At 72.9% G+C, this 18,379-nt stretch carries 15 protein-coding genes; 9 read left to right on the plus strand and 6 right to left on the minus strand.

Annotation, left to right across the window (positions count from 1 at the left end):
- Positions 1–28 precede the first annotated feature (28 nt).
- Positions 29–1,579 carry a hypothetical protein gene (locus ACIP89_RS19950; protein ID WP_401925176.1) on the minus strand — a complete coding sequence of 517 codons (1,551 nt, stop codon included), beginning with the start codon at positions 1,577–1,579 and terminating at the stop codon, positions 29–31.
- A gap of 153 nt (positions 1,580–1,732) precedes the next feature.
- Positions 1,733–2,851, minus strand: a complete 1,119-nt coding sequence (locus ACIP89_RS19955) for an NADH:flavin oxidoreductase (RefSeq protein WP_402115939.1) — start codon at positions 2,849–2,851, stop codon at positions 1,733–1,735.
- 213 nt (positions 2,852–3,064) lie between these two features.
- Between ACIP89_RS19955 and ACIP89_RS19960 the strand changes: the two genes are divergently transcribed.
- The 6 genes from ACIP89_RS19960 to ACIP89_RS19985 all read left to right on the plus strand — a co-directional run bounded on the left by ACIP89_RS19960 (position 3,065) and on the right by ACIP89_RS19985 (position 10,437).
- The gene (locus ACIP89_RS19960; protein ID WP_402115940.1) at positions 3,065–4,108 is read left to right on the plus strand and encodes an NAD-dependent epimerase/dehydratase family protein; all 1,044 of its coding nucleotides are present in this window, start codon (positions 3,065–3,067) and stop codon (positions 4,106–4,108) included.
- Positions 4,109–4,695: 587 nt separating this feature from the next.
- Positions 4,696–5,700, plus strand: coding sequence for an aKG-HExxH-type peptide beta-hydroxylase (locus tag ACIP89_RS19965; protein WP_402115942.1), 1,005 nt, complete (start codon positions 4,696–4,698; stop codon positions 5,698–5,700).
- The gene (locus ACIP89_RS19970) at positions 5,697–6,827 is read left to right on the plus strand and encodes a YcaO-like family protein (protein WP_402115944.1); all 1,131 of its coding nucleotides are present in this window, start codon (positions 5,697–5,699) and stop codon (positions 6,825–6,827) included. The genes ACIP89_RS19965 and ACIP89_RS19970 overlap by 4 nt, the downstream gene beginning before the upstream one ends.
- 13 nt (positions 6,828–6,840) lie before the next feature.
- Positions 6,841–7,593, plus strand: coding sequence for a class I SAM-dependent DNA methyltransferase (locus ACIP89_RS19975; RefSeq protein ID WP_401924541.1), 753 nt, complete (start codon positions 6,841–6,843; stop codon positions 7,591–7,593).
- Positions 7,594–7,706: 113 nt separating this feature from the next.
- Positions 7,707–8,954, plus strand: coding sequence for a cytochrome P450 (locus ACIP89_RS19980; RefSeq protein WP_402115946.1), 1,248 nt, complete (start codon positions 7,707–7,709; stop codon positions 8,952–8,954).
- A 271-nt stretch (positions 8,955–9,225) separates the two neighbouring features.
- Positions 9,226–10,437 carry a S8 family peptidase gene (locus ACIP89_RS19985; RefSeq protein WP_401924536.1) on the plus strand — a complete coding sequence of 404 codons (1,212 nt, stop codon included), beginning with the start codon at positions 9,226–9,228 and terminating at the stop codon, positions 10,435–10,437.
- 110 nt (positions 10,438–10,547) lie between these two features.
- Here the strand turns inward: ACIP89_RS19985 and ACIP89_RS19990 are convergent, their stop codons facing one another.
- Genes ACIP89_RS19990 through ACIP89_RS20005 form a run of 4 tightly spaced genes read right to left on the minus strand, consistent with a single transcriptional unit; the run spans position 10,548 to position 14,873 of the window.
- A complete protein-coding gene (locus ACIP89_RS19990; protein WP_401924534.1) occupies positions 10,548–11,813 on the minus strand; it encodes a Gfo/Idh/MocA family protein in 1,266 nt (421 codons plus the stop codon).
- Between the two features lie 13 nt (positions 11,814–11,826).
- Positions 11,827–12,633, minus strand: coding sequence for a carbohydrate ABC transporter permease (locus tag ACIP89_RS19995; protein WP_401924531.1), 807 nt, complete (start codon positions 12,631–12,633; stop codon positions 11,827–11,829).
- 1 nt (position 12,634) lies between these two features.
- The gene (locus tag ACIP89_RS20000; protein WP_401924529.1) at positions 12,635–13,579 is read right to left on the minus strand and encodes a carbohydrate ABC transporter permease; all 945 of its coding nucleotides are present in this window, start codon (positions 13,577–13,579) and stop codon (positions 12,635–12,637) included.
- Complete coding sequence (locus tag ACIP89_RS20005; protein WP_402115947.1) at positions 13,572–14,873, minus strand: ABC transporter substrate-binding protein; 1,302 nt, start codon at positions 14,871–14,873, stop codon at positions 13,572–13,574. Before ACIP89_RS20005 ends, ACIP89_RS20000 begins: the two co-directional genes overlap by 8 nt.
- Before the next feature lie 159 nt (positions 14,874–15,032).
- Here ACIP89_RS20005 and ACIP89_RS20010 point away from each other — a divergent pair, with 159 nt between their 5' ends.
- The 3 genes from ACIP89_RS20010 to ACIP89_RS20020 all read left to right on the plus strand — a co-directional run bounded on the left by ACIP89_RS20010 (position 15,033) and on the right by ACIP89_RS20020 (position 18,369).
- Positions 15,033–16,181 (plus strand): ROK family protein, encoded by a 1,149-nt coding sequence (locus tag ACIP89_RS20010; RefSeq protein ID WP_401924524.1) that lies wholly within the window; start codon positions 15,033–15,035, stop codon positions 16,179–16,181.
- A 135-nt stretch (positions 16,182–16,316) separates the two neighbouring features.
- Positions 16,317–17,597, plus strand: a complete 1,281-nt coding sequence (locus ACIP89_RS20015; RefSeq protein ID WP_402115949.1) for a family 16 glycosylhydrolase — start codon at positions 16,317–16,319, stop codon at positions 17,595–17,597.
- Positions 17,598–17,697: 100 nt separating this feature from the next.
- A complete protein-coding gene (locus ACIP89_RS20020) occupies positions 17,698–18,369 on the plus strand; it encodes a hypothetical protein (RefSeq protein WP_401924520.1) in 672 nt (223 codons plus the stop codon).
- The last annotated feature ends 10 nt before the right edge of the window (positions 18,370–18,379 follow it).

Consider the following 18,379-nt stretch of genomic DNA (forward strand, 5'->3'; position numbering starts at 1 on the left):
CCGCCCCGGATACGGCGGGGGACCCGGTTCAGCAGCCGCCGCGGGACCGCAGGCCGTAGCCGGAGTCCAGCCGGTAGGTGCCGGCCCTGGGCACGGTCAGCTCCGTCCAGTCGCCGTTCTGCCGCAGGCAGCCGCCGGCGCCGTGCCCGCCGACCTCGCGCGCCCGCAGCCACGGCGAGTACGCGAGCCGTACGGTCAACGAGCCCGGCTCCGGCACCCGGACCACCAGATCGGCCTCGCCGCCGCCCACCACGGAGGCCGGTGCCGGCACCAGGGGGACCGAGTCGCGCACCCGGTAGACGGTCCAGCCGTCGTCCCGCCACACCCGCCGCAGCCAGGGCAGCCCGCCGCGCACCAGGGCCGCCTCCGCCTCCGCGGGGCCGTCGGGCTTCCCGTGGTGCAGCACGACGTACCCCACGGCCCAGCGGTCCAGCCAGGCACGGTAGGTGGCCGGGGACAGCGTCCCGTCGTAGAAGAGGCGCCCCCGCTCCACGTCGAGCTGCCGGTTCCAGCCGCGCGCCATGTTCACGTGGCGGGCCAGCACGGTCGCCTCGCGGTGGTTGCGGGCGGGGACGACCTCGACCCGGGTCCGGTCGGCGCCGAGCCGGCGCAGCTCTTCGACGACGCCGTCCGTGCGGGCCGCCCAGGCGGGCACGTCGTTGGAGACCCGGAGATCGTCCAGGGTCTTCTGCGCCAGCCAGTTGGCGGACAGCCCGAGGGCCACGGCGATCACGACCGTGCGCGTCCAGTCCCGCTCCCGGACGAGCTCCAGGAGCGCCGCGAGGAGTACCGGGACGGCGGCGAGACCGAGGAGCCGCTCCACGTTCGTCCCGATCGGGGAGGCGATCAGGAAGACCAGGACGACGCCGACGGCGTACACCACCGCGCCGTAGCGCGGGACGCGCCACCGCCGGCCGAGCGGCGCCGCGAGGGCCAGCGCGGCGCAGACCACCAGCGGCATCCACAGCCGGCCCCGGCTCATGGGCTGCTCGCCCCCGCCGGGGAAGAGCAGCGCGACCGCGCCCACGACCACGAAGAACGGCACGATCAGGACGACGCCCTTGCGCCACTGCCGGTCCAGCAGGTACGCCGCCCCCGCCACCACGAGGAACAGCCCCGCCACCGGACTGGCCATCGCCGCCAGCGCCCCGGCCGCGAGCGGGATCACGGTCCGGTGCGCGTACAGGCAGGCGAGGAGCCCGAGCGCGACGCCGAGCGCGAACGTGGTACGCCCGGAGGCGACGTTGCACCACAGGGCCAGCGAGGCGAGCACCGCCGGGGCGAGCGGCCGGCGCACCCCGGTGCGGACGAACAGCAGGGCGACGATCCACGATCCGGCGATCCCCGCGGCCACCGAGACCGTGCGGACCCCGAGGAAGGCCATCAGGTAGGAGGAGAAGACGCTGTACCCGGCGGTGTGGATCCCGCCGTACCAGGAGAGGTTGTACGCGGAGCCCGGGTGCCGGGCGGTAAATCCCGACCAGGCGAGCTGCGCGGCCAGATCGCCGCCGCCGGTGGCCAGGACGGCCGCCCACCACGCGTACAGCGGCGCCACGACGGCGACCGCGACGAGCGGCACGAGATGGCGCCGCCACCAGGGCGGGGCGGCCGGTTCACCGCCCCGGTCCGCCCGCAGCCGCTCACCGACGACACGTGTACCCGCTCGCACTTCCCCGCTGACACCCACCCGGGCAACCCTAAGGGCTGTCCCGGGCGGGGGGCCGGCTGTCGGTCAGCGCAGGGTCCGCAGCATCGCCGCGTCGAACGGCGTGATGTCCGCGGTGCGGCCGGCGAGGGTCTTCGCGGCCCACTCGGGGTCCCCGATCAGCCCGCGGCCGACGGCGACCATGTCGAACTCGTCGCGCTCCATCCGGTCGAGCAGCTGCCCGATGCCGGTGACCGTGGGGCTGCTGCCCTGGAAGGCGCCGAAGAAGTCGCCGTCCAGGCCGACCGAGCCGACCGTGATCGTCGGCCTGCCGCTGATCTTCTTCACCCATCCGGCGAGGTTCAGGTCGGAGTCCTCGAACTCCGGCAGCCAGTAGCGGCGGGTGGAGGCGTGGAAGACGTCGACCCCGGCCTCGGTCAACGGCGCGAGCAGGGCGTCCAGTTCCGCGGGCGTCTGCGCGAGCTTCGCCTCGTAGGCGTCCGCCTTCCACTGGGACATGCGGAAGACGATCGGGAAGGCGTCGGACACGGCCGCGCGGCAGGCCGCCACGATCTCCGCCGCGAACCGGGTCCGCGCGACGAGGTCGCCGCCGTAGCCGTCGGTGCGGTGGTTGCTGCCGGACCAGAGGAACTGGTCGATCAAGTAGCCGTGCGCGCCGTGCAGTTCGATGCCGTCGAAGCCGAGCCGCTCGGCGTCGGCGGCCGCACGGGCGAACGCGGCGATGACGTCGTCGAGGTCCTGCTGCGTCATGGCGCGGCCCTTGGGCTCACCGGTCAGCGAGATCCCCGAGGGCCCGACCGGCTCGGCGTCCGCGACCGGCGGGGCGCCCTCGGTCCGGGTGACGCCCACGTGCCAGAGTTGCGGGATGACCGCGCCGCCCGCCCGGTGCACGGCGTCCGCGACCCGCGCCCAGCCCGCGAGGGCGTCGTCGCCGTGGAACCTGGGGACCTGGTCACTGGTGCCCGCCGAGCTGTGGTCGATGTACGTGCCCTCGGTGACGATCAGCCCGACGCCGCCGGCGGCCCGCCGCGCGTAGTAGTCCGCCACGTCCTCGCCCGGGACGCCGCCGGGGGAGAACTGCCTGGTCATCGGTGCCATGGCGATCCGGTTGCGGGAGGTGAGCCCGCGCACGGCGAACGGGCGGGAGAGGGTGTCTGCTGCACGGTCGGCGGTCACGTCTGTCACGGGGTGTCCTGTTCGTAAGCGGAGGGTGTCTCCCATTCGCCAACAGCCGGGCGCGGCCCCGGCATCCCCGCCGCCGGCCCGATGTGGCCAAAGTCTCCCGCGAGGTCCGGCGGGAGTACGATCAGCCGCCTCTTGGGGCGACGTGCCGGCGGAGCGCCCGGGGGGCCGGTACTGTCCGGGCGCTCCGGCCGGGGACACGGAGAGGGGCGGGGCATGGGGACGGCGAGGACCGCGGTGGTCCTGGGGGCCACCGGGCAGATCGGGACGGCGGCGGTCGAGCGGCTGGTGGCGGCGGGGTGGGACGTACGGGCCGTCAGCCGGGGCGGGGGCGGGACGTGGCCCCGGGAGTGGGGGGTACGGGCCCTGACCGCGGACCGGAACGACGACGGGGCGTTACGGCGGGTGGTGGGGACGGGATGCGATCTGCTCGTCGACTGCGTCGCGTACGGCTCCCGGCACGCGGAACAACTGGTCGGACTGGGCGGTGAGCTGGGCGCCGCCGTCGTCGTCTCGACGTTCATGGTCTACCGGGGTGACCCGGACGCGGGCGGTACGCGCTATCCCGTCCCGGTGACCGAGGAGCAGCCCACGGTCGTACCGGACGACACGACGTACGCCGGCGGCAAGGCGGCGCTGGAGCGGGCGCTGTGGGAGCGGGCGCCGTTCCCGGTGACGCTGTTGCGGGCCGGGATGGTGCACGGGCCGGGCTCCGCCATCCCTCGGGAATGGTACTTCGTCAAGCGCGCCCTCGACCGGCGTCCGGTCCGGCTGCTGGCGTACGAGGGGGCGGGTATCTGCCACCCCACGGGCACCCGCAACCTCGCCGAGCTGATCCTGCGAGCCGCCCTGCGCCCCGGCCGGCGGGTGCTCAACGCCGGTGACCCGAGGCCGCCGACGGTCCGGGAGATGGCCGCCGCCGTGGACGCGGTCCTCGGGTGCGAGAGCGAGCAGTACCTGATCCGGGGGCCGGGCGCGCCCGGACTCGGCCGGACGCCGTGGTCCCTGGAGCGCTCCTTCGTCATGGACGTGAGCAGCGCCGAGCGCGAACTCGGCTACCGGCCCGTCCACGACTACGCCGGCTCGCTGCCGGAGACCGTGGCCCGGCTGGTGGACGAGGTAGGGGGACGGGAGTGGCGCGAGGTGTTCCCCGCACTGTCCGCGCGCTGGGGACGGACGGCCTTCGCGTACGAGGCGGAGGACCGGGCCATCGCGGCGGGCAGGGCGGCCGGGCAGACGATCGTGGCGCCCGGTCCCTGACCACCACAGGCCGCTCGGCCACCACGGGCTACTTGATCACCACGGGATCACCACGGGCCGCTCCGGGTTCTGGACAACCTGCCGTGCCGTGCCGCCGCCGCGACCGGCGCGATCGGCGGGGTTGCGGAGCGCGCCCGGACCTGAGCGCGTGGCCCGTACCCGGCCGCACGCGCGTATACCGGCGGTACGGCGTGCGGCGTTCAGCGGGCGCGGTCCCGTCGCAAGCCGGATTCCGGCCCACGACACCTTGTCCGCCACGCACCGTCGCCGGCCGATCGCCATTGGCAACGCCGGGCCCGTCGCTCAACGATGAGCCCAGCCGGGTGGATTCCTTCCGAGAGCGGTGGGACCGGTGTGGTGAAGGGAGTCCGTCATGAACGAGGAGACCCAGCACATCGAAGAGGTCGCGGAAGAGGAGCTTCCCGAGTTCGCGCTGATGGTCGACCTCCCCGACTAGGACGTCGGGGGAGTCGGCACCACCGTGCGCGCCGTGCGGCGGGCTCCGGCCCGCCGCACGGCGTCATCCGTGCGGGGGTGCGTCACGGCGTGACCGGCCCAGGAGGAGTGGCGAGCGAAGGGAGGGCCTCATGCGGGTGGAGCCGAGTGCCCGAGGTGCCGTGGAGGACCGGACACTGCTGCGGGAGCGGATGCGCGCGGTGCTCGACCGGGCGGAGCTGCGGGTGCCGCAGGAGTCCCTGCACCATCCGGCGGCCGTCGAGACCGTTCATCTGGTGCAGCGCGCCCTGCGGACCGGCCCGCTCGGGCCCGACCGGCTCCGGTCGTTCTCGGAGCGGCTCGACCGGGTGCCGCCCGCCCCCGTCTGCGCGGCGGCCGCACCGCAGGGGCACTTGCGCCGCAGTGTGGCGCGTGCGCTGCGGTCGGTTCCGGCGCGGGGCGCGGACTCCCCGACGGTGACGGCGGACGTCGTCGAGTGGGAAGAGTCCGAACGGGACGTGCTGGAGGCGGCGTTGGGCCTGCTGCAGCGTGTCCTGCCGCGTAACGCCGCCGAGTTGCGGGCGACGGTGGTCGAGGTCGCGCTGCTGGGGGGCGCGGCGATCGACGGATTCACGGACTTCGCCGTCCATGGGGCGGTGCTCGTCAACCGGAGCCGTCTGCTGGACAGTCCGGACGGACTGCCCGGCGCCGTGCGGTGTGCGGAGGCGCTGGTCCACGAGGGGGCGCACACCCGGTGCAACGCGGCGGCGGTGGCCGAGCCCTTCCTGCTGCCGGACGGGGCGGGTCGGGCCGGGGCGGAGCAGCCCGGACAGCTGCTGGTCGCCACCCCGCTGCGGGCCGACCCGCGTCCGCTGGCCGGCCTCTTCCAGCAGACCGTCGTCCTCGCGCGCAGCGTGCTGCTCTACCGCGCACTGGCCCCGGAACCGTTCCCGGACCCCGGTCCGGCGGCGGTCGGTGCCCGGTACGCGAAGCTGCTGGACGGCGCCCGGCAGGCCGTCCGGACCCTGGCCGCCCACCCGGACAGCCTCACCCCGCACGGCCGGACCGTGCTGGCGGAGTGCGCGGCGGTGACCGGGGAACCCGTGCGCGACGGCGGATACGTACCCGAGGACTCCGGCCCCGGGGGGCCCGCGTGAGCGCGTGGACGCCACAGGTCTTCGTGCCCTACCCCGACCACCCCGGCGTCCTGATGGCGCGGGTGGCCGCCCGGTCCGCCGCGTTCGAGGGGGCGGTCGCCACCGCCGGGGCCCGGCTGATCGTCGGCAGCGCCACCGGACACGACAGGGACCAGCTCGTACGGGGTGCGCGCGGCGAACTCCTCGAACGGATGGGGAACATCGTGGCGGGCCGGGAGGCCGAGGCCGCCGCCGGGACCGTCGCCACCTGGAGCGAGCTGCGCCGCGAGGGCGTGCCCGCCCTGGAGCCCCACGAGCTGCCGGAGGAGCGCCGGCTGTGGGTGCGCGGCCGTACGGTGCGGGGCGCCGAGATCCGGGTACCGGCCGGGTCCGCGTACCTCCGGCACCGGCCCCCGCCCGGCTGCGGCGCCACGGAGTCGGCCGGCTCCACCGGTGTCGCCTCCCACCCGGACCCCGGGGCCGCCGCGCGCCACGCGGCGTGGGAGGTCCTGGAACGCGATCTGGTGCGCCGCAGCTGGTACGGGCCCGCCGAGTGGCCCCCGTACCGGCTGCCGGGGGAGCTGGGCGGAGCGCTGGGCGCGCTCACGGAGGCGCGGGGGCTGGTCGTCACCGCGCTCGCGCTGCCCGCACCGGCCGGCGCCGCCTGCGTGGTGGCGTGCCTGCACCGGCCCGACGGCACGGGACAGGCCTTCGGCGCCCGGTGCGGACCTCAGGACACGCTCCCGGCGCTGGTCGAGAAGGCCGCGTACGAAGCGCTCATGGTGCGCTGGAGCATGGGCACGGAGACCGCCCGGCGGGCCTGGGCGCAGTGGCACGGCACGACCCCGCCCGGGACGGCCGTCCAGCACGCGCTGTGGGCGTACCACCGGCAGGACAGCCTGAGCCTGTGGGGACCGGCCCGCGCACCGCAGGCCGGTCCGGCGGGGGCCGGGACCCGTTCCGCGCGGGCCGGTTCGGCTGACCCCCTGCGCATCCTCGCCGAGCACACCGGCCAGGACGCGATCCTCGTCGACACCACCTCCCGGCCCGCCCGCGAAGCGGGCGTCCACGTCGTACGCGTCATCGCACCCGGCGCCCTGCCGCTGCCCACGGGCAGCGGCCCCGGGCGCCCCCACCCCTTCGGTTAGGAGCCGCATCCGCATGACGTCAGAGCCCACCACCCAGAACCGACGCCCGCACTACGCGCGTGAGTTCGCGGACGACTACGACCGCTGGTTCGGCAAGCCCGGCGTCAGCGCCGCGACCGTGGACGCCCTCGAAGCGCTGGCCGGCCAGGGACCGGTGCTCGAACTCGGCATCGGCACCGGCCGCGTCGCCCTGCCGCTGCGGGCCCGCGGCCTCGACGTGCACGGCATCGACGCGTCGGAGGCCATGGTCGGCCGCCTCCGGGCCAAGCCCGGCGGCGTCGACCTGCCCGTCACCATCGGCGACTTCTCCCGGGTACCGGTGCCGGAGGGGGACGTCTTCTCCCTCGTCTACCTCGCGGCCGGCACCTTCTTCGAACTCCGCGAACAGGCCGACCAGGCACGGTGTTTCGCCCGGGTGGCGCAGCACCTCGCGCCCGGCGGTGTCTTCGTCTTCGACTCCCACGTGCCGGAGGCCCTCGCGGTGGCCGCGACCGGCTCCCAGGTCGTCTCCGAGGGGGAGGACCACCTGATCCTCTGCTACCGGCGGATCGACCCGTCGGTCCAGCGCTACAGCTCGCACTACGTCATCCACGAGAACGACCGGACCCGGCGGATGCGCGTCGAGTTCCGGTACGCGAGCACGGGGGAACTCGACCTGATGGCACACCAGGCGGGGCTGCGGCTCAAGGAGCGCTGGGGGAGCTGGGCGGGCGCCCCCTTCAACCGGGACAGCACCTACCACGTGTCCGTGTACGAATCCCGCTGAGCACGACGTCCCGCACCCCTCGAATCCGGCTGACTACGACGTCCCGCCCCCCCCCCCCGAATCCCGCTGATTACGAAGTCCCCCACCCCCCGAGAGCTCCGACGGAGGACCGCATGAGCCAGCCCGATCAGCTACGGCAGCCCGGTGCAGGGGAACGGCCCGGTCCGCCGGCCGGACAGCCCCGGTCGTTCCCGCTCGGCCACGCGGACGGGCTCGACCCGCTGCCGGAGCTGGCCGAGCTGCGCCGGCACGAACCCGTCGTCCGGGTACGGATGCCCGGCGGCGGCACCGCCTGGCTCGTCACCCGCCATGCCGACGTGCGCCGGGTGCTGGCCGACCCCCGGTTCAGCCGCAGCCGCGCGACCCGGGGGAAGGGGCCGGGGGGCCGGACGACCGCCCTGCCCGACTCGATCCTGGCCACCGACCCGCCCGACCACTCCCGGCTGCGCAGGCTCGTCGCGCCCGCGCTGACGGTCCGCAGGTCGGAGGCGATGCGCCGGGACATCGCGCGCCTGGCGGACGAGCTGCTGACGAGGATGACGGCGGCGGCGGAGGAGGACGGGAAGGGGCCGGGGGCCGATCTCGTCCCCCACTTCTGCCGGCCGCTCCCCCTCACCGTCATCTGCGATCTGCTCGGCACCCCGCGGGTGGACGCCGATCTGCTCGACGCCTGGGACGGCATCCTGCGCAGCACCACCGCGAAGAACGCCGAAGTGACCGCCGCCGTGGAGGAGATGACCGGCTACCTCACCCGGCTCGTCGCGGCCAAGCGGGACCGCCCCGCCGACGACATGCTCAGCACGCTCATCGCGGCGCGCGACGACGGCGACCGGCTGAGCGAGGGCGAGCTGGTCTCGTTCTGCCTCGTGCTGCTCACGGGCGGCTACGGCACCACGGCCAACCGGCTGGCCGGCTTCGTCCACCTCCTGCTCGAACAGCCGGAGCGCTACGCGCTGTTGTGCCGCGAGGAACACCGGGTCCCGGGCGCCGTCGAGGAACTCCTGCGGTACACCCAGGCCGCCATGGGCGCCAATGTGCGGGTGGCCACCGAGAGCGTCCGGCTGGGGGGCGTGAGCGTCGGGGAGGGGGAGTCCGTCATCGCGCTCATGGCGTCCGCCAACCACGACGAGGACGTCTATGGAGACCCGGGCCTGCTCGACCTCACCCGGGCCGCCCCCTCCCACCTGGCCTTCGGTCACGGCGCGCACTTCTGTGTCGGCGCGCAGCTCGCCCGCGTACAGCTCCAGGAAGCCCTGACCGCACTGACCCGCAGGCTGCCCGGCCTCCGCGCCGCCGGCCCGCCCCGCTGGCGGACCGGGCAGACCACCAGGGCCCCGCGGACCCTGCCGGTGACGTGGTGACGTGGTGACGTGGTGACGTGGTGACGTGGTGACGTGGTGACGTGGTGACGTGGTGACGGGCGGCCGTGCACGTTGCGCGAAGGCCATGTTGCCCAACGTTGCGGCAAGTTGACGCACAGTCAACGCTGTGACGAGGTCATGACAGCAACCCGGGATCGCTTGCCCGGCCCGAACCCGCCGCGCCATCGTCGGTTGTGGCGTACGGACCCCGTACACCGCAACCCATGGGCGCGTGGACCCCCGCGCGCCACCGTTCGAGGAGGACCTCCCGATGGCAGCACTGCGCAACACCCGCCGGCGGATCGCCGCGTTGATCGCCACCACGACGACCGTGGCACTGGCAGCCGCGGTCGGTGCGGCCTTACCCGCCCAGGCGGCCGCGCCCGAAGGCAGAGTCCTGCACGCCGGGACAGCGGAGGCCGTACCCGGAAGCTACATCGTCACGCTGAAGCAGTCGGCCGGGCTCAAGGCGTCCGCGACCGCCGGCAAGCAGCTCATAGCCGGCTACGGCGGCCGGATCGAGCGCACCTACTCATCGGCGCTGAACGGCTACGCCGCGGCTCTCAGCAGCACCGAGGCCCGGCGGCTGGCCGCCGACCCGGCCGTCGCCTCGGTCGAGCAGGACCAGAAGGTCCACGCGACCGCCACCCAGAGCAACGCCCCCTGGGGCCTCGACCGCATCGACCAGCCGAACCTGCCGTTGAGCGGCACGTACACCTACCCGGACTCCGCGGGCGGCGGCACGACCGTCTACGTACTGGACACCGGGGTGCGCATCACCCACCAGGAGATCAGCGGCCGGGCCTCGTACGGCTACGACTTCGTCGACAACGACACCACCGCCCAGGACGGTTACGGCCACGGCACCCATGTGGCCACGACCGTCGCGGGAACCACCTACGGGGTGGCGAAGAAGGCGAAGATCGTCGCCGTGCGCGTCCTCGGCAACGACGGCTCCGGCACCACCGCCGGGGTCATCGCCGGGGTCGACTGGATCACCGCCCACCACGTCGCCTCGTCCGTCGCGAACGTGTCGCTCGGCGGCGGCGCCAGCACCACGCTGGACGACGCGGTGCGCAAGTCGATCGCGTCCGGGGTGACGTACTCCATCGCGGCCGGCAATTCGGGGGCGCTCGCGTCCAACTACTCCCCGGCCCGGGTCGCCACCGCGATCACCGTCGGCGCCACGACCCGGACCGACGCCCGCGCGAGCTACTCGAACTACGGTCCTGCGGTGGACATCTTCGCGCCGGGCTCCGGCATCACGGCCGGCTGGAACAGCTCGGACACCGCCACCTACACCGGTGACGGCACCTCCTTCGCCGCGCCGCACGTCTCCGGTGCGGCAGCGGTCTACCTGACCAACCACCCGGGCGCCTCCCCGGCGGCCGTGGCCTCGGCACTCGTGAACGGCGCGACCTCCGGCGTCCTGACGGGCGTCGGAACCGGCTCCCCCAACAAGCTCCTCAAGCTCGTCCCGTAACGGCCTGACGGCCGGGGGCGCGTGCGGGGTGTTTCCCCGCACGCGCCCTCGCGCACGTTCTCCGGTCCGAGCCGCCCCGGCCGGAAGGCCCGGCTCGGTGGCCCGGCCGGTCAGGACCCGGACGCGACCGGTTCCATCGTGACGACCGTGCGGCCCCGGCGGGCCCGCTCCGCGGCCCAGACGACCAGGTGGGACTCCAGCGTCTCGTACGGTCCCGAGCCCACCAGCGAACGGTCCCCGCCGGCGACCGCCGCGAGGAAGGCCCTCAGGAGTTCGGTGTCGGCGCCGCCGTGCCCGTCGGCCGCCGACGCCCCGCCGTCCGGGTCCAGGTCGAAGGTCTCCTGGGTGTCGGTGAGGAAGTCGTGCAGCGTGATCCGGCGCCCGTCGCCCTCCAGCGAGCCCCGGGTGCCGAAGACCCGGGTCTTGCGGAAGTCGAGGGCGGTGAACGCGGTCATGGTGAAAGAGGCGGTGGCGCCGCCCTCGTACTCCAGGTTCACCACCTGGTGGTCGACCACGTCGTTGTGGCCCGCGTAGACGCAGGTGCCGTAGGGCCCCTCCGCGAGGGCGGTGCGCAGCCCGGCCGGGGAGACGTCGTCGGTGAGCACGCCGAGCGGCCACTGCTCGTACACCGGGTCACCGAGGAACCGCTCGTAGATGCGGACCGCGGAGTACACGCAGCTGCGCTCGACGGGGCAGCTGACGCAGCGGTCGCCCGCGCCGTCGGGCTTGTTCTCTGGCCGGAAGTGGTGGAGGCCGCCGAAGGAGGAGACCCGCTCGACGGGGCGGCCCACCAGGTGGCCGAGCCAGTCGATGTCGTGGCTCGACTTGGCCAGCAGCATGGGGGAGGACCGCGCCTCGACCGCCCACTGGCCGCGTACGTAGGAGTGCGCCTGGTGCCACCAGCCGACCGGCTCCAGGTGCTCGACGCTGACGATGTCCCCGATCCGGCCGTCGGTGATCAGCTGCTTCAGCTTCACCGAGTAGGCGGTGTAGCGCAGCACGTGGCAGACGCCGAGCAGGATGTCGTTGCGCACGGACGCCTCGACGATGCGGCGCGCGTCCGCCTCCGTCGGTGCCATCGGCTTTTCGAGCAGCAGGGCGTAGCCGAGATCGGCCAGCGCCACGGCCGGTTCGGCGTGCAGCCGGTCGGGGGTGGCGACGACGGCGGCGTCCGCGAGCCTGGGCCGGGCGGCGAGCGCGGCCCAGTCCTCGAAGACGTTGGCCTCGGGCAGGCCGAACTCCTCGGCCAGGGCCAGGCGGCGGGCGGGGTCGGGGTCTGCCACGGCGGTGACGGTCGCCAGGCCCTCGGAGACTGCGATGCGCGCGTACGAGGCCCCCCGGGCCCCGGCGCCGACGATCGCCAGAGTGACGGTCACGGAAAAGTCCTCATTACTTGACGGCACCCTGGAGGATGCCCTTGATGAAGTGGCGCTGGAAGAAGAGGTAGAGCAGCACGATCGGCGTGATCACGATGATCGTCCCGGCGGAGAGCAGCGGGATGTTCTGGCCGAACTGCTGGACGAACTTGCCGAGTCCGGACGGCGCGGTGCGCATCGCCGGGTCCTGGATCAGGACCAGCGCGAGCAGGAACTGGTTCCAGGACCACATGAAGTACAGCAGCCCCAGCGTGGTGAGCGCGGGTCCCGCGGTCGGCAGCAGCACCCTGGTCAGCGTCCGCCAGCTGCCCGCGCCGTCGACGGAGGCGGCCTCGGTGAGCTCCTTGGGCAGGGACTCGAAGTGGGTGCGCATCCAGTAGACGCCGAAGGGCATGAACAGACCGATGAGCGGCAGGATCACCGCCCAGTAGCTGTTCAGCAGGCCGACCGAGCGCAGGTCGTAGTAGAGCGGGATGACGATCGCCTCGTACGGCAGCGCCATGCCCAGCATCAGGACCGCGAACAGGGGGCCCTTGACCCGCAGCCGCATGGCCGACAGCCCGTACCCGGCGAGCGTCGCGAGGACCAGGGCGAGCGGCACGACACCGAGCGCGATCACGGCGCTCGACTTCAGCAGCGAGCCGAAGCCCGCGGTGGTCCAGGCGGTGGCGAAGTTCCCCCACTGGGGATCGGACGGCCATTCCAGGCCCGGGGACAGCTCGGTCTGGGGCTGGAGGGCGGCGCTGAGGAGCGCGAGGAAGGGGAAGAGAACCGACGCGGCGGCCAGGATCAGGACGAGCCGGGGCAGGTGCTTGGACATTTCATCGCTCCCGGGTGAGCCTGTTCAGGACGTACATGACCGCGCAGGTGAGTACGGACAGCACGGTGGCGAGCGCGCAGGCGGTGCCCACGCGGCCCGCGGTGAAGACGAGTTGGTAGACCTGGACACCGGGGACCATGGTCGAGTAGCCGGGCCCGCCGCCCGTCATGACGTACACCACGTCGAAGCCCGCGAGGGCGGCGATGACGGTGACGGTGCAGGCGACGCCGATCTCCTTGCGCAGGCCCGGCACCGTGATGTGCCGGAACTGGCTCAGCCGGCCGGCGCCGTCGAGGGAGGCCGCCTCGTAGAGCGACGGGTCGATCTTGCCGATGCCGGAGAGCAGCAGCAGGAAGCACAGGCCGGTGGAGACCCAGGTGCCGATGAGGCCCACGGTCGGCAGCGCCCAGGAGAAGTCCCCGAGCCAGGCCCGGGTGAAGTCACCGAGGCCGACGGCGCGCAGGAGCTGGTTGAGCGGGCCGTCCTCGCTGTAGATCCACTTCCAGACGACGCCGACGGCGACGAGCGGGAGGACCTGGGGGAGGAAGATGACGGTACGGATCAGCGGCATCGCCCGCCAGGGCACCGAGGCCACCAGAGCGGCCAGCACGAGCCCGAGGCCCACCGGGATCACGGTGTAGAAGAGGATGAAGACGAAGGCGTGGAGCAGGGCGCTGCGCAGGGCGGGCTCGCTGAAGACCGCCGTGTAGTTGCCGAACCCCGCCCAGGTGGCGACGCCGACGCCGTTCCAGTTCCAGAACGAGAGCCACACGCTGTGCACCCAGGGTGCGATGACGAACGCGCCGTAGAAGAGGAAGGCCGGCAGGACGTACAGGAGCGGACCGAGACGGTCGCGTCCGGCGCGGTTCGATGACGGCTTCGCCGCGCGCACCGGGCGGGCGGCGTCCTCGGCCACCCGCCCGCCGCCGGGGAGTACATCAGCCATGGGTGGCGGCCCACTCGTTCTGGACGGCCTTGATGAAGCCGGAGGTGTCGGTCTTTCCGGCGAGGAGCTCCTGGGTGGCGGCGGTGAGCTTGTCGTTCATGGTGGCGGTGGCGTTGTTGTTGAAGCCCACGAGGCCGTTCTCGGCGTTGACCTTCGCCCAGGCGGCGACGATGTCCGCCATCACGGTGCCCTTCTCGGGCTTGGCGGCCTTGATGTCCGCGGGCATGAACCCGGCCTTGAACTGCGCGGCGGACGCCTCGGGCGAGTGCAGGAAGTCCAGGAAGGCGGCGGCCGCGTCGGGGTGTTCGGAACGGGTGGAGACGGCGTACGCGACGGACGTGCCGATGGCGGTGGCGTGCTCACCGGGGAAGGCGAAGAACCCGGCGTCCTTGCCCAGCTTCGAGCCGATCTTCGCGGCGTCCCAGTTCCCGTCGACGAAGAACAGGCCCTCGCCCTTGCTGAACTTGTCGGTCGCGCTCTGCAGGTCGGTGCCGTTGGCGCTCTTGGGCAGGTAGCCCTTCTTCGCCCACTCCCCGACCTTGGTGACGGCGGCCCGGTTGCCCGCGGTGTCGAAGGTGGCGCCCTTCTGCCCGAAGGTCCACTTCGCGGCGGCCTCGGCCCCGTCGGCGGACTGGCCGGCGAGCTGGATCGGGAAGGAGGCGTGGCCCTCGGCGTTGCCGAGCTGGAGCGGGGTCTCGCCGGCCTTCCTGGCCTTGGCGAGCGCGGCCTCGAACTCCTCCATCGTGGACGGGGGCTCGTCGATGCCGAGCTGCGCGGCCTTCGCCTTGTTGTAGTAGACGCCGACGAGCGAGAACCCGGCGGGCGCCGCGTAGAGCTTGCCCTCGCCGAGCGTCGAGCCGTCGGCGGCCACCCGCCACTGGTCGAGCTGGGTGCTCGCGTACGTCTTGTCCCAGCCGTACGCCTTCCCGTAGGGCGAGAGGTCGCGGACGAGGTTGTCCTTGACGGTGGTGCCCACGGAGTTCAGCAGCGCGATGTCCGGCGACTGGGGCGAGGAGAGCGAGAGGTTGAGGCTCTTGTTGTAGTCGTCGTAGTTGGTGTCCTGGTAATCGATCCGCACATTGGGATGGATCGCCTCGAACGCCTCGATGATGGTCTTGACGGCCGCACCCGATTCCGGGGTGGAGACCAGACTCAGGGTGACGTTGTCCTCGGGCACACCGGTCTTGACCGGGCCGGTGGACGCGGCCGGAGCCTCGCTGCCGGCGCCCGGCGCGCAGGAAGCCGCGGAGAGCACCACGAACACGGTCCCGGCCAGCGTTGTTCTGAGCTTCATCGGGTTGATCGCTTTCGGGAAAGGCGCAGGCGCCATGTGGCAGGATGACGAGTCGGGACACTAGCCGTGTATCCGAGGTTTAGTAAGAAAGTTTTCTATCAAAGTGGCCCATGTCACACCGGTTCCGTCCCGGTGCGCGGGGACCGTCGAGGGGATTCGATGAGCGACGCGGAGGTCCCGCCCGGCGGTGACCAGAGCTCTCTCCGGCATCTGAACACCAGCCGGGTACTGCATCTCCTGTACGACGGCGTGCCGTTGACGATCAACGCGCTCTCCCGGGTGACGGGCCTCTCCCGGCCGACCGTGCGCGGCATCGTCACGGCCCTGCTGGAGGCCGGGCTGCTCAGGCCGGACGGCCAGGACACGGTCCGCACCGGCGGCCGGCCCGCCCAGCGCTACGCCTTCGACCGGAGCGCAGGCCGTCTCGCGGGGCTCCGCTTCGACGTGGACGGCGTCTGGGCGCGGGTGACGGACCTGGCCGGTGAATCGGCCGTGACCGCGCACGCGCCGCTGCTCGCGGAGGACACGCCGGAGCGGCGCATCGACGCGGCGGTGGCGCTGGTGCGCGGCCAGCTCCCCGCACCGGAGACCCCGTTGTGGGCGGTGGGTGCCGGTACGCCCGGCATCGTCGACAGCGCCGGGACGGTGCGGCTGAGCGTCGTCATCCCCGGCTGGACGGGCGTCGAGCTCACCCGTGAGCTGGGCGACCGGCTGGGCTGCCCCGCGGTGACGGCCAAGGACACCAACCTGGCCGCGCTCGCAGAGCACCGGATCGGCGCCGCCCAGGGCACGCCCGACATCCTGTACGTGCAGATGGGCGGCAGGCTCGGGGTGGGCGTGCTGGTCGACGGACTCCCGTTCACCGGCCGGACCGGGGCGGCCGGCGAGATCGGGCGCCACCCCGGGCTGGGCTGGCAGGACGCCCCGGCGAAGCTGTTCGCGGCCTCCGGCTCCGCGCGCGACAGCGAGGATGAGGCGGGGGCGCTCGCCTTCGCCCGCGCGGCGCACGGGGACCCGGCGGCGCGGGCCGCGGTCGACGCGTACGCCCGCACCCTCGCGGACGGCATCGGCGCGATGGTGCTGGCCGTCGACCCCCGACTGATCGTGCTGGGCGGGGGGCTGGCCAAGTCCGGTGCCGTGGTGCTCGATCCGATCCGGAGCCGGCTGGCGGAGATCTGTTACGAGGCGCCCCCGCTCGCCCTGACGGCGCTGGTGGACGACGTGGTGAGCGTCGGAGCGGTGGAGGCGGCGCGCGATCTGGTGCGGGCCGGCATGCGGGTGACCGTCGACCGGGTCCTCAACTCCTGACCGGAGCCGTCTCCGACCCGGAGCATTGTGCGAGGCATTGACAGAGCCTGGGGCTCACCGGCAGATTGCGGGCACGCTTTCGAAGGAAAGTTACCTACGAAAGAGCTACGCAAGAGCCCTCCCTAAGGAGCTACTGTGAGACGTCGTCCCCTGCGGACCCTGCTCACCGGCGTGCTGACTTCCGCTCTCTGCCTCATGGGTACCGCGCTGAGCGGACAGAGCGCCCGAGCCGCCGACTTCCCGTCCACTCCGGTCTCGAAGCCGGGCTACACGATGGACTTCCAGGAGGAGTTCGACGGCACCTCGCTCGACGAGGACAAGTGGCTGCCGTACTACCTGCCCCACTGGACGCCCCAGCGAGAGAACGCCAAGGCGCGCTACACCGTCGCCGACGGCGTGCTCACCGAGCGACTGGACCCGGACACCCCGGCCTGGAACCCCCAGTACGACGGCACGGTGAAGATCTCCAGCATCCAGACCTTCAACCAGGACTGGTGGCACCGCTTCAACTACGACATGCCGAACGACCACCACGAGCCGAAGTTCGACGGATACTCCACCCGGTACGGCTACTTCGAGACGCGGGCGAAGTTCTCGGACGCCGGCGGCGGCGGCCATCAGGCACTCTGGCTGGTCGGCACGGACGACACCTCCAGCGCCTCGGCCAACTCCGAGATCGACTTCATCGAGACGTTCTTCAGCAAGCCCGACACCTGGCGCGTCGCCGCCTACGGCTGGGGCGACCCCGACTTCCTCGGCTCCTGGGACGCCTCGGAGAACCCGGTGCCGAGCGGTAAGCCGACGAAGGAATACCACGTCTATGGCATGGAGTGGACGCCGACCGAGCTGAAGTTCTACTACGACAACCAGCTCTTCAAGACCATCAACGACGCCCCCAACATGCCCATGGGCATGATCCTCGGCCTGTACACCGACGCCGGCTCCGGTCAGCACAACAACGTCTGGCCCAAGTCGTGGAACGTCGACTACCTGCGGGTCTGGAAGAAGGACGGCGGCTACCCGCAGACGTACGACCGGTACAAGAACCGTGAGACCGGCCAGTACATGCACATCAAGGACAGCACCGGCCGCCTCCAGTACGGCGAGGTGCCGGCCACGGACCTGACCTCGCAGTGGACCCGGGAGACCACCGACGGGCACTACCGCTACAAGAACCGGGCCACCGGGGAGTACCTGAACACGGAGGACGGCAGCGGCACCGTCCGGTACGGGACGTTCCCGGCCACCTGGTGGAGCGGCCAGTGGACCGAGGAGAGCGTCGACGGCCGCATCCGCTTCAGGAACCGCCAGACCGGTGAGTACATGCACACCGAGGGTGCGACCGGCTCCGTCCAGTACGGCCCCGTGCCCGCGACGTACTGGTCCGGCCAGTGGACGCGCGAACCCGCCCTCTGACCACGGTCTGATCACCGCCCGACTTCGGGGATCACCGTCCCGCCCCCCGGGCGCGCCCCGCGGAGGGGCGCGCCCGACTCCCCCTCTCTGGAGCGACCCGATGCGCCACTCCGCACCCACCTCCCCCGCGGCCGCCCTGCCGGTCGCCCTCGCCGCCGCCCTGGTCCTCGCGCTGACCGGCTGCGAACCGGCCCCGGCGCCCGCCGCCGCGCCCGCCCCGGCCGCCGCCACCCCGCAGGGAGGGCCGCCCACGGGTGCGGCGGGCCGCTCCCTCTGGGCGCTCATCGACGACAGGGGCGACACCGTCGGCTCCCTGCCGGACGACGACCCGGACGTCACCGCCGTACGCAGGACCGTCGCGCTGCACTCGGCGGCCACCGACAACCGCGACCACCGGACCGTCACGGACGGCGCTGACAGCGAATTCGCCTTCTACGCACCGGGGTTCACCAAGCAGCTCAAAGCCCAGGGCTACGGCCGGAAGCTGGCGGCCCTCTACCGGGCCAACGGGCTGACCACCCACCAGGTGAAGACCGCCTGGTACCGCTCCACGCTCTACAAGGACCGGGCGACGGCCACGGCGGAGATGGACACGGTCATCGAGTTCACGGCCGCAGCCCCCGCCTACCTGAAGAAAGGGGGCTTCGCGCTGAACACCCCGTACACCCAGCACCGCACCGTGAGCCTCGCCAAGCGGGACGGCGGGTGGAAGATCACGGCGATCCGGAAGAGTCCCATGACGAAGGCGGCCCCGCGCCCGGAACCGTCCTGAGCGCGGGCCG

The organism is Streptomyces sp. NPDC088730 (genome assembly GCF_044751215.1).
Classification (GTDB): Bacteria; Actinomycetota; Actinomycetes; order Streptomycetales; family Streptomycetaceae; genus Streptomyces.

Bases quoted from the DNA above. Each gene is read 5' to 3' on its own strand.
- ACIP89_RS19960 (WP_402115940.1), top strand. From the start codon at position 3,065: ATGGGGACGGCGAGGACCGCGGTGGTCCTGGGGGCCACCGGGCAGATC.
- ACIP89_RS19965 (WP_402115942.1), top strand. From the start codon at position 4,696: ATGCGGGTGGAGCCGAGTGCCCGAGGTGCCGTGGAGGACCGGACACTG.
- ACIP89_RS19975 (WP_401924541.1), top strand. From the start codon at position 6,841: ATGACGTCAGAGCCCACCACCCAGAACCGACGCCCGCACTACGCGCGT.
- ACIP89_RS19980 (WP_402115946.1), top strand. From the start codon at position 7,707: ATGAGCCAGCCCGATCAGCTACGGCAGCCCGGTGCAGGGGAACGGCCC.
- ACIP89_RS19985 (WP_401924536.1), top strand. From the start codon at position 9,226: ATGGCAGCACTGCGCAACACCCGCCGGCGGATCGCCGCGTTGATCGCC.
- ACIP89_RS19995 (WP_401924531.1), bottom strand. From the start codon at position 12,633: ATGTCCAAGCACCTGCCCCGGCTCGTCCTGATCCTGGCCGCCGCGTCG.
- ACIP89_RS20000 (WP_401924529.1), bottom strand. From the start codon at position 13,579: ATGGCTGATGTACTCCCCGGCGGCGGGCGGGTGGCCGAGGACGCCGCC.
- ACIP89_RS20005 (WP_402115947.1), bottom strand. From the start codon at position 14,873: ATGAAGCTCAGAACAACGCTGGCCGGGACCGTGTTCGTGGTGCTCTCC.
- ACIP89_RS20010 (WP_401924524.1), top strand. From the start codon at position 15,033: ATGAGCGACGCGGAGGTCCCGCCCGGCGGTGACCAGAGCTCTCTCCGG.
- ACIP89_RS20020 (WP_401924520.1), top strand. From the start codon at position 17,698: ATGCGCCACTCCGCACCCACCTCCCCCGCGGCCGCCCTGCCGGTCGCC.